This is a genomic window from Clostridium sp. CM74B_53 (assembly GCF_036318045.1).
Classification (GTDB): domain Bacteria; phylum Bacillota; class Clostridia; order Lachnospirales; family Lachnospiraceae; genus Pilosibacter.
This window is the reverse complement of record NZ_JAWQDE010000030.1, coordinates 1-11,910: the sequence shown is the minus strand read 5'-3', so window position 1 is coordinate 11,910 and position 11,910 is coordinate 1. Positions and strand designations below refer to the sequence as shown.

The 11,910-nt window shown below is 45.2% G+C and carries 14 protein-coding genes, 1 rRNA gene and 1 pseudogene; 3 read left to right on the top strand and 13 right to left on the bottom strand.

Annotation, left to right across the window (positions count from 1 at the left end; genetic code table 11):
• The 10 genes and pseudogenes from tnpA to V2546_RS15365 all read right to left on the bottom strand — a co-directional run.
• Nucleotides 1–383 (bottom strand): annotated as a pseudogene (gene tnpA, locus V2546_RS15410) (IS200/IS605 family transposase); the annotation flags it as partial.
• 779 nt (nucleotides 384–1,162) lie between these two features.
• On the bottom strand, nucleotides 1,163–1,909 hold the full coding sequence (locus V2546_RS15405) for an N-acetyltransferase (RefSeq protein ID WP_329752789.1): 747 nt from the start codon (nucleotides 1,907–1,909) through the stop codon (nucleotides 1,163–1,165).
• A gap of 76 nt (nucleotides 1,910–1,985) precedes the next feature.
• Nucleotides 1,986–2,627 carry an N-acetyltransferase gene (locus V2546_RS15400; RefSeq protein ID WP_329752788.1) on the bottom strand — a complete coding sequence of 214 codons (642 nt, stop codon included), beginning with the start codon at nucleotides 2,625–2,627 and terminating at the stop codon, nucleotides 1,986–1,988.
• Nucleotides 2,628–2,722: 95 nt separating this feature from the next.
• On the bottom strand, nucleotides 2,723–3,424 hold the full coding sequence (locus V2546_RS15395; RefSeq protein ID WP_215703073.1) for a flavodoxin family protein: 702 nt from the start codon (nucleotides 3,422–3,424) through the stop codon (nucleotides 2,723–2,725).
• Nucleotides 3,421–4,050 carry a TetR/AcrR family transcriptional regulator gene (locus tag V2546_RS15390; protein WP_118736137.1) on the bottom strand — a complete coding sequence of 210 codons (630 nt, stop codon included), beginning with the start codon at nucleotides 4,048–4,050 and terminating at the stop codon, nucleotides 3,421–3,423. Before V2546_RS15390 ends, V2546_RS15395 begins: the two co-directional genes overlap by 4 nt.
• Before the next feature lie 124 nt (nucleotides 4,051–4,174).
• Nucleotides 4,175–4,435, bottom strand: a complete 261-nt coding sequence (locus V2546_RS15385; RefSeq protein WP_117477486.1) for a hypothetical protein — start codon at nucleotides 4,433–4,435, stop codon at nucleotides 4,175–4,177.
• Nucleotides 4,436–4,464: 29 nt separating this feature from the next.
• Nucleotides 4,465–4,842 carry an SdpI family protein gene (locus V2546_RS15380; protein WP_329752790.1) on the bottom strand — a complete coding sequence of 126 codons (378 nt, stop codon included), beginning with the start codon at nucleotides 4,840–4,842 and terminating at the stop codon, nucleotides 4,465–4,467.
• A 65-nt stretch (nucleotides 4,843–4,907) separates the two neighbouring features.
• Entirely contained in the window at nucleotides 4,908–5,624 is a 717-nt protein-coding gene (gene sfsA / locus V2546_RS15375; RefSeq protein ID WP_329752786.1) for a DNA/RNA nuclease SfsA, read from the bottom strand.
• Nucleotides 5,621–6,193 (bottom strand): DNA-3-methyladenine glycosylase I, encoded by a 573-nt coding sequence (locus V2546_RS15370; RefSeq protein WP_486463602.1) that lies wholly within the window; start codon nucleotides 6,191–6,193, stop codon nucleotides 5,621–5,623. The genes sfsA and V2546_RS15370 overlap by 4 nt, the downstream gene beginning before the upstream one ends.
• A 1-nt stretch (nucleotide 6,194) precedes the next feature.
• Nucleotides 6,195–7,166, bottom strand: coding sequence for a LysR family transcriptional regulator (locus V2546_RS15365; RefSeq protein ID WP_329752784.1), 972 nt, complete (start codon nucleotides 7,164–7,166; stop codon nucleotides 6,195–6,197).
• A gap of 207 nt (nucleotides 7,167–7,373) precedes the next feature.
• On the opposite strand from V2546_RS15365, the gene V2546_RS15360 reads away from it, so the two are divergent.
• The 3 genes from V2546_RS15360 (at nucleotide 7,374) to V2546_RS15350 (ending at nucleotide 10,778) form a co-directional block, all read left to right on the top strand.
• Nucleotides 7,374–8,060 (top strand): RraA family protein, encoded by a 687-nt coding sequence (locus tag V2546_RS15360; RefSeq protein WP_118600806.1) that lies wholly within the window; start codon nucleotides 7,374–7,376, stop codon nucleotides 8,058–8,060.
• 30 nt (nucleotides 8,061–8,090) lie between these two features.
• A complete protein-coding gene (locus V2546_RS15355; protein ID WP_118533609.1) occupies nucleotides 8,091–9,335 on the top strand; it encodes an SLC13 family permease in 1,245 nt (414 codons plus the stop codon).
• A 246-nt stretch (nucleotides 9,336–9,581) separates the two neighbouring features.
• The gene (locus V2546_RS15350; RefSeq protein ID WP_329752781.1) at nucleotides 9,582–10,778 is read left to right on the top strand and encodes a M20 family metallopeptidase; all 1,197 of its coding nucleotides are present in this window, start codon (nucleotides 9,582–9,584) and stop codon (nucleotides 10,776–10,778) included.
• A gap of 211 nt (nucleotides 10,779–10,989) precedes the next feature.
• On the opposite strand, the gene V2546_RS15345 is transcribed toward V2546_RS15350, so the two are convergent.
• From V2546_RS15345 to V2546_RS15335, 3 genes are all read right to left on the bottom strand, one after another.
• Nucleotides 10,990–11,145 (bottom strand): hypothetical protein, encoded by a 156-nt coding sequence (locus tag V2546_RS15345; protein WP_329752780.1) that lies wholly within the window; start codon nucleotides 11,143–11,145, stop codon nucleotides 10,990–10,992.
• 10 nt (nucleotides 11,146–11,155) lie between these two features.
• Complete coding sequence (locus tag V2546_RS15340) at nucleotides 11,156–11,338, bottom strand: hypothetical protein (RefSeq protein ID WP_252197442.1); 183 nt, start codon at nucleotides 11,336–11,338, stop codon at nucleotides 11,156–11,158.
• Nucleotides 11,339–11,795: 457 nt separating this feature from the next.
• A 23S ribosomal RNA gene (locus V2546_RS15335) occupies nucleotides 11,796–11,910 on the bottom strand; the annotation flags it as partial.

Here is an 11,910-nt window from a genome sequence, read left to right as displayed (position 1 = left end):
TATATTTTCTCAACATCTCTTCTGATACATTTCCTACACTGCAGACAAAATATCCGTCCGTCCAAAAAGTATGTTCTTTCCAGAAATGTTTTCGTAGATAATCCGGATATCTTTTCCAAATATGATATGTTGTATAACTCTTCATCAGATTTACTATTTTACTGATAGACATTGTTGGTTCTGTTTCTATCATGTAATGAATATGATCTTTATCTGTCTCCATATATCTGATAATGACCTTATGCTTTTGACATATCTCATAAGAAAACTGCTTTATATCATCTGATATTTGTTTTGACATCAGCAATTTCTTTCTATACTTGCATACGAATATGATACTGTAACAAATATTTGTGTCTGTTTTTTGATTTCCACGTTTCCATAACGCAAGTATAGCACAAACCTCCGCTTCCGGCTACCTTAACCCACCGTCTAAAGCCAGTGGGATTGCGGTAGCCCTCTTTCAAGTCGGACGTCCGTGGGACTTAGCGCGTGATTCTTGTCATCGAAGCATTTCTCTCAATCGGAGACCTAACTCCCTCTGAGACAAATTTGCTGTTACATAAGAAAAACAGGACATTGGGGGTAGTTCCATTGTCCTGCTTTCTTTTATTTGTCTGCTTTTATCATTGTTTATAATTCATCAGCACCAAGAAGCAAGCTACATTTATTATAGTGTGTCTCCCAGTCTGATATTGGGGGCCGCTTTAGATATTCATTGCAGTTATATAGAATCTGATATCCATATACATATCCATTTGATCTCCTGGTTCCCTGATCACAATCTGTCCCGCTTTCAGTTTGACCGTTTGTCCATCAAGGAACGTAATTTCTGTATGCCATTCATCAATCGGCACCTTTGGATTAGCCTTCCCGGTCGCGATATAATCTGTCTGAATCTCTGAATAGTATGCTCTCAGATTTGTCCAATCGGCAGCCACACGCGCCTTGTGAAGCTGCACGCTGAAAATTGGAATTCAGGATTGTCTTCCGCTCGTCAGATCGGTGCCGGCGTCTGTGCCAAAATTGAAATAATCGCAACTGCTGCCAAAATACCTGCGATGACTGCCACCGCAATGATGATTTTTCTTTTCATAAATGTTCTTTTCCTCACTTTCCAACCCTTATACTTGCTCTTTGTAATCGTAGCGAAACGTATCTATCATCCTTTTATGCCCGCCAGTGCCAGAAACTTTTTATCCGACTGAATGCCCTGAGTCAGAAACTCTCCATCTCGGAACAGAGCATAGGTGGTGACCGGCGCAGGTACATTCTGAGCGGCTTCTTTGTCGGTGATGTGGATCGCTTGAAATGGGATCCCGTGTTCCTTTGCCGCCTCCTGTACCTTCGGCACCCAATAATAGGTGAAAGGGCACTGGTCGGTGTAATAGAGGACAAAGCCCGTTTCGCTGACTTTCGGGTGTCTGGCACAATCTTTGAATCTCGGCTGCTCTGCATCCTCTGCAAGGGGCAGGTACATGAGGTTGATCCCGCTGTCGGATAAGTCCGCGACCTTAAAGCCTTTATACTTCAGGAATTTCGGATCAGCTAAAAATTCCCGCTTCCGCCCCTCGGCGCACAGAATGCAAACGCCTTTCTTTCCCTGTTCTTTCGCGTCCCGGATGCACTCGGAAAGCAGTTCTGAGGAATAGCCGTGTCCCTTCATGGAGCCGGAAACCCACAGGCAGTTGATGTAAAGCCAGCCGCCTGCTTCAAGGGGCACCCATGCGTTTTCCGCCGGAATATATTCGATAAAGCACTTTCCGCGCTCCTCGCTGCGATAAAAGACAAGTCCCTCATCAAATCGCTGCTTCAGCCACTCCTTTTTCGCAAGAGCCTGCTTGCCGGACATGGCGCAGCAGATGTGCTCCTTGTCGACGTTCTCTTTCGTGATATGGATATATTTCATCGATCATCACCTGACTTTCTCCATAATTATTGCATGATATCGGGATCAAAAGCCCCCGATTTTGATGCCTGCATAATTATATCTCTCCCCTCTGGAACAGCTGCCCGGAAAGCTTTAACTTTTCTTTTTTCGGGAAGGTCGCTTCAAACTGTTCAAAGGCTTCCGGATTCTTCTCACAGGCAAAATATCCCTCCGGATCCTTATAAGTACCGGTAATGCTGTCCAGAAATCCGGGAATCAGTTCCTTGATAAGAAAGTAATCGGCCTCCGGGTCATCAGCGTAGCGCACGCCCTTGGTCTTTGCTGGGACAAAGCCGGACTTGCCGTAAAAATCAATATTGCCGGTAATGGCAAGCGCCCCTGCGCCCATTTCTCCTGCTTTTTCCATGGAATAGTCAAGCAATTTCTTTCCGTAGCCCTGCCGTTTGTATTTTGGTGCAATGCCGATGGGGCCGAAGGTCATAAGCGGCACCTTTCTTCCATCATCGCATTCAATTTCTGACCGCACATAGATGATCTGTCCGATCAGCTCTCCATCCAGCTCCATCACGAAGTCCAGCTCCGGCACAAACGCCGGATCATCCCGATAACAATGCAGTACATAGTGTTCCATACAGCCGGATCGATAAACATTCCAGAATGACTCGCGAGTCAGGTTTTCGACAGCTCTGTAATCGTCTTTGTTTTCTAAGCGAATCGTAATATTCTTTTCTGACATTTTTCCTCTCCTTTTATTATACGCTTTCTTCCTCCATCTTCTTGCCCTTCGTACAAGAAGCATCCCTCGGTTTAAAGAATTTGGTCCATTTTGCTTTACTTCCACGGTTTTCCTGTGACATATCCTTTCTCCAGCCAATAGGCATCATCAATCGCAGACATTTTCTGTTTCTTATGTAAAAACTGATAGCATATAAACAGGCATCTCACCTTGAATGATGGCGTTAGATGTTCGGCCCTGCGCCGGACATTCCGTGCAGTCCGCACCACCTTCCTTTCTGCCGATCTACGGAACGATGCAGGCAGATCTGTCCAGTCATGATCCCACACTTTCTGCGAAAGAATATGCGTTCTGGCGATCCCCCAGTAGTCGGTGCTGTCTTTAATTTCCCGGACGGTGGATCTCATGCCTCCACCTCCGGCTGTATTGATCACGACGGCCTGCTTCTTTATGAACGACAGATCCGGCCGGTGGATCAGCCAACGATACGCGAAATGATCCAGCAGTATTTTCATCTGTCCCGGAGCATGGAACACATACGTTGGGGTGCAGAAGATGATCAGCTCAGACCGTTCCATGGCAGCAAGGATCGGGGCAAGTGCAGAAGCTCCGCCGCATTTTTGCTCCTGTCCTTTGATACAGGCATAGCATCCCACGCAAATGTGGGGCATGTCCCGTGGCAGCTGAAACTCAAAAAGCTCATCGTCCGCCAAAAGCTCCCTGATGAGCAGCCGGGCAATGTTATAGGTACATGACTGTGCCTTCCGGCCAGTGGAATATATAACGGTAATATTCATGTTGTTTTTCCGTTCTTTCTGTAACCAGACTCCACCTTGGAAATAAAATGGTCGATATGGGCGGCCAGCAAGGAAGATACCGATTCTTTTTCCTCTGCCCCGTCGTAAACGCTGTAAAGAAGATACATCGGACCATAGAATTCCAGAGCTAACTGCATGGCATCCTCATCAGAATCGGTCATCTTTCGGAAGATCGCCGCCATGTACTCCAAAGGCCCGCCGGCAAGATAGTCGTGATGGAGCTGTGCGAGCTTTGGATCACGGTATTGCTCCAGTGTCAGCATTTTGCGGAAATTGGAGGAAAACGGTTCCTTTGTCCAATGGTCAAACTGCGCCATGCTGTATGTGCGGATTTTTTGAACCGGCGTGTGAAGATAAGCTTCCGCAAAGCCGTCCGGTTCCGTTTCCGGCATTTCATATTCCGCGGCACGCTCATAGTCCATCCTGTTCATCCGTTCCACGATCTTATCCAGAATTTCCTGTTTGCTGGAATAGTGCTTATACAGGGCCGCTTTCGTAAATCCCAGCTGCCCCGCGATATCATTCATAGACGTCCCTAAGTAACCGTTCTGTGCAAAAAGCTCCAGAGCAATCCTTAAAATCCGTTCCTTCGTTCCTTCAATCATAATGTTCTCCTTAAGCAAAGTAACCACTTGGTAACTTTATTATAGTTACCGAGTGGTTACTTGTCAAGAGCCAATATAAAATTGTACTTCTATCGATTGCGGTTGGGCAAAGGCAGACTGGAAGTTATTCTTCAAATTTTTTATGACACTTTGGACATTCTTTAGGGATCGGCCTATAACCAACAAGCGAGCAACCGCAATAAGGACATTTCATCATGGTGAGGTGATATACAATACCACCAATAACAGCCATTGCACCGATTAGCAGGCATAGGTTTACTCTGTACTCCTTTGCCGTCATTGCTCCTATTACTGCGAGCAATATTCCTATCATCAAAATGATCCAAGAAATGGCAGCCTGCTTTTGTGGGCTATTGTTTTTCATATAATCACACCCCCTCTACAAATTCTAATTTATCTGCGTGTTCCGTCATCATTAAAATTTTTTTTCAAAGCTTGCTCTGTCGGATAAATTGATACAATCAAAATAATACATTGAATTGTTACAAGGATTCCCCCTGCAACCCCAATCGTATTTTCATCACTATGGTATAACGGAATATGTACCAAAGCAGATGGTATAATCATTAACCATCCTATTTTCCACCAAAGTTTTCCACAATAGTCGTGGGCAAATTTCCATGTATCCATATTTTTCATCGAACGAGTTGTTCTATATCCATACATACCATTTATATGCTTTGGACAATGTTTCCACATCATTCTTCCTACAATAACCATAACAATGGGAATTATCATATCACATATTAACATAAACCACCAAAAGCACATAAAATTCACCACCATAACTCCCGATTATACTCTTTCTCCTGCCCATCTTCTTAATCCTTCATTTCCTACATATTCACATAGCTTGAAGTATCTTCGGTTACACTCGTGATCTTTACACGATCCGCTTCCACATGACAACTATAACAGACGATCTGAACCCCTGCCTTCGCAGCCTCCACAAGCGCCTTCTTAAACTCCGGCTGTGCCGCCTCATTCGGCAGCACCCGATGAATTCCATTCATCTGAATCACAAAGGCGATTGCTGTGCGGCAGCCTTCCTTTGCCGCCTTTGTCAGCTCATGTAAATATTTTACCCCTCGCTCCGTTGGTGCGTCCGGAAACAATCCGATGCCCGGATGCAGATCATCCGCCAGCGTGCAGCCCTTCACTTCCGTCAGAAATTTTTCACCGTTTTTTTCCATGTAAAAATCAATTCTGGAGTCTCCGTAAGTATATTCTGCCTTCACAAGATCATAATTCAGGCTCATGTACAGCTGCTTCATCAGAGCATTCGGCGCCAAACTGTCAATATTCACCCATTTTAACTTTGGCTTGTATACAGAGATCAGATCGTATGCCGTTTTTCGATTCATATTCAATGACTTCTGCAGCGTCACCTTCGCTTTCGGCACCAAAAGCTCCCGCAAACGACCCGTATTTTTCACATGAACCAGCTCCGTCTCCCCATCGATCAAAACCTCCGCTGTGAAACGATTGATCCTGCGGACAAAGCTTCCTGGGACGGCATTCTCATAAATAATTATCGGTTTCTGTTTCATCATATATCATCCTCATGCCTGCAAAAGCACCCATCCTCATGCGACCAGATCACGCCGACGGCCTGCAGATAGGCATAAACCACCGTGGTTCCCACAAATTTCATACCATGCTTCTTTAAGTCTTTGGAAATTGCATCCGATAATTCCGAACTTGTTTTTCCGGTTTCCCGGATCACTCTGCCCTCCGTCCAATGCCAGAGATACTCTGAAAAGCTGCCATATTCCTTCTGAATTTCACGGAATGCCTGTGCATTGGTAACGGCAGCCTGTATTTTCAGGCGGTTGCGTATGATGCCGGGATCATTCCGCAGGGCTTCCAGCTTTTCCTCCTTGTAGACACAAACCTTTTCAACATCAAAGCCGTCAAAAGCTTCGCGAAACGCATCGCGCTTATTCAGGACACATTCCCAGGACAGTCCTGCCTGAAAGCACTCCAAAATCAGCATTTCAAATAGCTTTCGATCATCATGTACCGGGACGCCCCATTCCTCGTCGTGATAACGGATGTACCGTTCGTTTTTCGGATTTGCCCAGCAGCACCGTATTTTTCCATCTGCCCAATTCATTCGCATCTCACCTACTTATTTTTCCTGTCACGATTTTCCGTACACTCTCAACAAACTTCTTCACCATCGGATTCTCTGAGTTCTTCTTGTAATAAAGATATGTCTTCCTTAAATTATATGGCGGGTCCGATCTCCGGAATAGCAGATTGTCGTATCCCGAGCTGGATTCCAGTGCATATGATGGGAGCCATGTAAACCCAAATCCGGCATTGGCCATCACCAGTTTTGAATTACAGGAATTCACATAGACAGCATCTTTAAAGGTAAAGAATCCCTTAAATTCAATCTTTAACTCCGATTCAGGAACAGACTTCATCGTAATCATGTTCTGCGTTTTTAATTTATCCAGCGGCACCGGATCATATGCTGCCAGAGGACTATCCTTATGTAGCACCAGAACATACGGGCTTTCATCTATGATCATGGAGCCCATATTCCTGAGTTCCGACGTTAAAAACTTGTGAGAAAACGAATCATTACACAGGATAACGTCAAATAATCCGTCCTGAAAATCTTGGATCAGTGTGAGGGTATGTTCCTCCATACAGGTAATTTTAACTTTCCCTTTATTTTTCTCCATAAAGGAGTTCATAAATTTACTAAGCAGGGCATGTTCATAAATCCCGATTCCAATTTTTAACTCAGACTGTGAGTCCTTCTGAACATTCTGTATTTCTTCCACCGTCTGATGGTACATTTTTATTATCTCTTTTGCCTGACTGTAAAATCTTGTTCCCGCATTTGTAAGAAAAACCTGTTTCGTATCCCGATACAGCAGCTTAACTCCTAATTCTTTTTCCAGAACACTGATCTTATGACTCATAGTTGTTTGCGTGATGTGTTCCCGCTCTGCCGCTCTTGTAAAATTAAGACACTCTGCCAGACTGATAAAGCACTGGATATTCTCAATATTCATTCTCAATCTTCCCTCATATAATCCAAATTTGCTTCCTGATATCTCAATATAGACCTTCCACATTCATTGTCTTCCAAAAACATCTTTCACTTTCATATCATTGTTGAAATTATACCTTTATTACACTTCATTATCAATATTTTTAATAAACTAACCAATTTTTTTCGTTTCAAATCTTCTCGTAAGATTGTTATAATAAAGACAATCAATCTGGTCGCGCGAACAGAACAATACAAACACAAATACAAACCTTTTACAGGAGGGACTTTTATGGAATTCACAGAAGAAATCAGACAGCGTTTTATGAAAGTATCACCGGCAAACATCGGACATCAGATTACTGGCGGATTCATGAAAATGGAAATCAAACCGGTCGCTGATGAGATGAAAGTATGCGGACCGGCTTATACAATTCAGGGATTTGAGCGTGACAGCACTTCTCTATACTACGCAATGCAGAAAGCACCAAAAGGATCTGTTCTCGTGATCGACCGCGGAACAGAGACCACATATGCCTGGGTCGGCGAATTCGTTGCAATCATGGCTCAGCAGTGTGGCATGGCAGGTATCATTATCGACGGACCGGCAACCGACAAGCTTGCTCTTAAAAAAGGAAACTTTCCGGTATTTTGCACCGGTTTCTCCCCGATCACCAGCATGGTAACTGGTACCAGTAAGGGTGCAGTACAGATTCCGATCTCCTGCGGCGGCACAGTAGTAAAACCTGGCGACATCATTCTCGGCGACGCAGACGGCGTAATTGTTGTTCCGGAAGACTTCCTGCCATACCTTGAAACAGCAGAAAAGAAAGAGGCAGTAGAGATTGCCCGCAGGGAATTTCTCGCAAACGGCGGCATCTACAACAAGCGCCCGGACTTCGATGTTGTAAAACTCTTTGAGTATGATATGGATAAAAATATCCAGAATATCAAGAACAATGAGTGTAAATACGATTAATCGCTTTACTTTTACCGAGGAGGAATCAATATGTCAGCACAGGCCATTATGACACTGGTATTGTTCTTAGCAGTGATCGTTCTTTTAATCTGGCAGCCGGTCAGCCCAATCGTCATTGGTGCAGGCATTCCAGTTATTCTGGCTGTCTTTAACGTTGTAGAACCTTCGAAAGCGTTCTCACAGTTTTCCAACACAACTGTCATCTTCTTCATGAGTCTCCTTGTTGTTGGCGGCGCAATCTTTAAGACAGGTCTCGCCGATTTCATTGGAGAGAAAGTCATCAATCTTTTAGGTACAAATGAAAAAGGCGTAATTGCCGGAACTGCCCTTATCGTTACTGCTCTTTCTGCATTCTTAAACGATACCGGTACTACTGGCTGCCTTATCCCGATCGCCAGCGCGGTTGGTAAAAAATCCAAAGTGTCTTTATCAAAAATCTACATTGTACTTGCCTTTTTCGCAAGCCTCGGCGGTATGATCACTCTGATCGGCGGCGGCGGACATCTCGTAGTCCAGGGATTCCTCGAGGAATCCGCTTATGAAGGATTCACATTCTTTGAATTCGTCCGTATCGGTCTTCCGATCGCATTGATCTCCTTCATCTGGTTAATGTTCTTCGGCATCAAGGATCTCGCTGTCCGTGAAGTTGATGAGAGCAATATCCCGGATACTGCAGAGCGTAAACCTGCTAAAATGGTATTCGTTGCATTGATCTTCTTATTCATCGTTTACTGCATGGCAACAAAGCTTTTGGCAATGCATGTAGCTGCCGCACTCGGTGCTTTCCTTGTAGTTATTACCGGATGCATCAGTGCTAAGGATGCTGTAAAGTCCTTCAGTGTCAACACCTTCTTTCTGGTAGCCGGAATCTTCACATTAAGCAGCGCAATGTCCTCCACAGGTGCAGCCCAGTACCTTGTAGACTCCATGTCCGGATATATGTCTAACATGCACCCGATCGTAGTTGTTGCTTTAGTAACCTTGATCTCAGTTGTAGGAACAAACTTCATGATGGGAACTTCCCTCTGTGCGATCTTAACACCTATGTCGATCATGATCGGTGAAGCCTGCGGAATCAGCCCGCATGCACTTGCAATGTGCGTAGCGATCGGAACATCTGCTGCTTTCTGCACACCATTTGGTACCGGTCCAAACCTTCTTGTATATGAAATTGGCGGATTAAAATTTAAAGATTATACAAAAGCCGGCCTTCCTTATGCAATCTTTACATTCGTGATCTGCACAGCTGCAGTTTACTTCTTCTACCTTGTATAATCCATAAACCTTGAAATCCGCCTGTTATGCCGACAGGCGGATTTTTTAACAGCATCCATTGTCAAGCGGATATTCGCAATCCGCTTCGCTACTTGCTCATAACCGAATAACTGCTCCGCAGTTTATCAGAAGGAGCTTGCACTCCTCCTGATACAAGCAATTCCCCACCCACTGCTTATTGCTTTTCGCAATTGAAGCAGGGGACTTGCTTGATTCGGTTAAATTTTATCATTTGGAGGTAAATCCATGACACTTCTTGAAAAAATCGAACAGAATAAAGAAGATCTTTTAAACATTCGTCACCAGATTCACCGTCACCCTGAAACAGCCTTTGAGGAAATTGAGACAACAAAACTCATCAAAAAAGTTCTCGATGATGCCGGTATAGAAAACCATCCGAACGGAGATTCCACAGGAGTCATCGGCCTTATCCACGGTGCAAAAGAGGGGCCTGTCCTTGCGATCCGTGCAGATATTGATGCACTTCCGATCAAGGAAAACACGGGACTTCCCTTTTCTTCTGAAGTTTCCGGCAAATGCCACGCCTGCGGCCACGATCTCCACGCAACCGTCCTCATCGGTGCAGCAAGATTATTAAAAGAATACCAGAATGACCTCTGTGGAACCATCAAACTCATCTTCCAACCAGCTGAAGAAGTCATGACAGGAGCCGCAAAGACCATCGCAAATGGTGCTCTTGAAAACCCGAAACCCGATTTCATCCTCGCCTGCCACACATGGCCGGATATGCCGGCAGGTTCCATCGGGGTGAGAAAAGGCACCATGTTAGGCGCATCTGATTCCTTCAAGGTAAAGGTGATCGGTAAAGGCGGTCATGCTGCACATCCGCAGAAAGGGATTGATCCGGTCGTGATCGCTGCGCATATTATCACACAGCTCCAGACCATCGTTTCCAGACGTGTAGCAGCAATCGATCCGGTTGTTGTCACTGTCGGACATCTCGAGGCTGGAACCGCAGCAAATATTATCCCAAATGAGGCATACTTTGAAGGAACGGTTCGCACCCAGAGCAATGAGACCAGAAATCATGTTGCTGAAATTCTGAAACAGCTCGCTATTGGAACTGCCCGGGCGATGGGTGGAGACGCAGAAGTCTCCTACACTTTCGGCGTTGGACCGACGATCAGTGAAGACCACCTTGTGGACGAGATCAGCGAGGCTGTGACAGAGCTTCTCGGAAACGACAAGCTTCTTCAGGTTCCGTCCCCGTCCATGGGATCCGAAGATTTCGCAAGATATCTGGAGCACATCCCGGGTGCTATCTTCCGCCTTGGTACCCACAACGATACCCCAGAATCAAAATTGGCCCTTCACAACGCTTCCCTCTTATTTGATGAGAAGGCAATTCCTGCCGGTGTTGCCACAATGGTTGGCGCCGCATTTAAGATCACCGGCTCCGACATGAGCGTTTTACTGAAATAGCTTTCTCTCACAGGCGGGTCGCCTGCGACATCATTCCATTCCGCCGCAGTGCGATCCCCCGGAGGGGCTTTTTGCTCTATAGGAATCATAGATTTCGCACTTTAACGTAACATTATCTTTCCTATTAGAGCAAAAAAGACCACTGAACAGGATTATCCCCTTCAGTGGTCTTCTGATTTATCTCAGCCCTTCATTCGATCATCTGTAAAACTTAAAATCCATTTTCATCCAGTTTTAACACTGTCTGATACAGAACATCCGCTCCCATATCTATATGTTCCGGTTTTGTATATTCGTCGCCCTGATGACTGATGCCCTTGACACTCGGGACAAAGATCATACCGATCGGAACTCCTTCGTGGGCCATCGAATTTGCGTCATGGCCTGCACCGCTTCATGCCTTTTACCGTTGCCTTATAGTCAATGATGCTGACGATTCTGCTGACGACTCCCACATCTATTCCCGTATGATCGAGTTTATCGCCCTGTTCGATATGATATTCCAGATAGCACTCATACTTGCTGATATCTCGCTTTGCTGCCTTTTTGCTATTACTCACTACCTAAAGAGGTGAGAGTCTTCTCGACTGAGATAAAAAACGCGGAAACCCTTGTAAAGCAAGACTTCCGCACTATTTAAAAAAGCACAAGACGTCGCAGGCGAACGTCCGGAGCGAAGACAAGACTTCAAACCGTTCGAGCCCGGCAGGGCTCGAACATGCGAATCTTCATTTTTCCGACAAACTTCATTTTTGCACGAGTGCACATCATTAGCACATCGTGCTTTTTTTATTTAACAGAAAGTATCGAAGACCTTCCTGATAAAAAAATGAAAACACACTTTGCAAGTTTCCTCTTGTCATATCGCGACAGTCGCCAAGGTCTCGCGTAGGCGCGGACTTTAGCTCGTTGTTCGCGCAAAATAAAAAGACCAGACATCTCTGCCTGGTCTACTCACACATACCTTCAAAACCACATATTGAACATCATCAACCTTCGAATCTTCACTTGACCTTCCTGGATAAGCCCTCGACCGATTAGTAACAGTCAGCTCCATGCATTACTGCACTTCCACCTCTGCCCTATCTACCTCGTCGTCTTCAAGGGGTCTTACTTCTTTCGAATGGGATAT

Bases quoted from the DNA above. Each gene is read 5' to 3' on its own strand.
- V2546_RS15355 (WP_118533609.1), top strand. From the start codon at position 8,091: ATGTCAGCACAGGCCATTATGACACTGGTATTGTTCTTAGCAGTGATC.
- V2546_RS15345 (WP_329752780.1), bottom strand. From the start codon at position 11,145: ATGGCCCACGAAGGAGTTCCGATCGGTATGATCTTTGTCCCGAGTGTC.
- V2546_RS15385 (WP_117477486.1), bottom strand. From the start codon at position 4,435: ATGAAAAACAATAGCCCACAAAAGCAGGCTGCCATTTCTTGGATCATT.
- V2546_RS15370 (WP_486463602.1), bottom strand. From the start codon at position 6,193: ATGCGAATGAATTGGGCAGATGGAAAAATACGGTGCTGCTGGGCAAAT.
- V2546_RS15400 (WP_329752788.1), bottom strand. From the start codon at position 2,627: ATGTCAGAAAAGAATATTACGATTCGCTTAGAAAACAAAGACGATTAC.
- V2546_RS15395 (WP_215703073.1), bottom strand. From the start codon at position 3,424: ATGAATATTACCGTTATATATTCCACTGGCCGGAAGGCACAGTCATGT.
- V2546_RS15360 (WP_118600806.1), top strand. From the start codon at position 7,374: ATGGAATTCACAGAAGAAATCAGACAGCGTTTTATGAAAGTATCACCG.
- V2546_RS15405 (WP_329752789.1), bottom strand. From the start codon at position 1,909: ATGAAATATATCCATATCACGAAAGAGAACGTCGACAAGGAGCACATC.
- sfsA (WP_329752786.1), bottom strand. From the start codon at position 5,624: ATGATGAAACAGAAACCGATAATTATTTATGAGAATGCCGTCCCAGGA.
- V2546_RS15380 (WP_329752790.1), bottom strand. From the start codon at position 4,842: ATGTGCTTTTGGTGGTTTATGTTAATATGTGATATGATAATTCCCATT.
- V2546_RS15365 (WP_329752784.1), bottom strand. From the start codon at position 7,166: ATGTGGAAGGTCTATATTGAGATATCAGGAAGCAAATTTGGATTATAT.
- V2546_RS15390 (WP_118736137.1), bottom strand. From the start codon at position 4,050: ATGATTGAAGGAACGAAGGAACGGATTTTAAGGATTGCTCTGGAGCTT.
- V2546_RS15350 (WP_329752781.1), top strand. From the start codon at position 9,582: ATGACACTTCTTGAAAAAATCGAACAGAATAAAGAAGATCTTTTAAAC.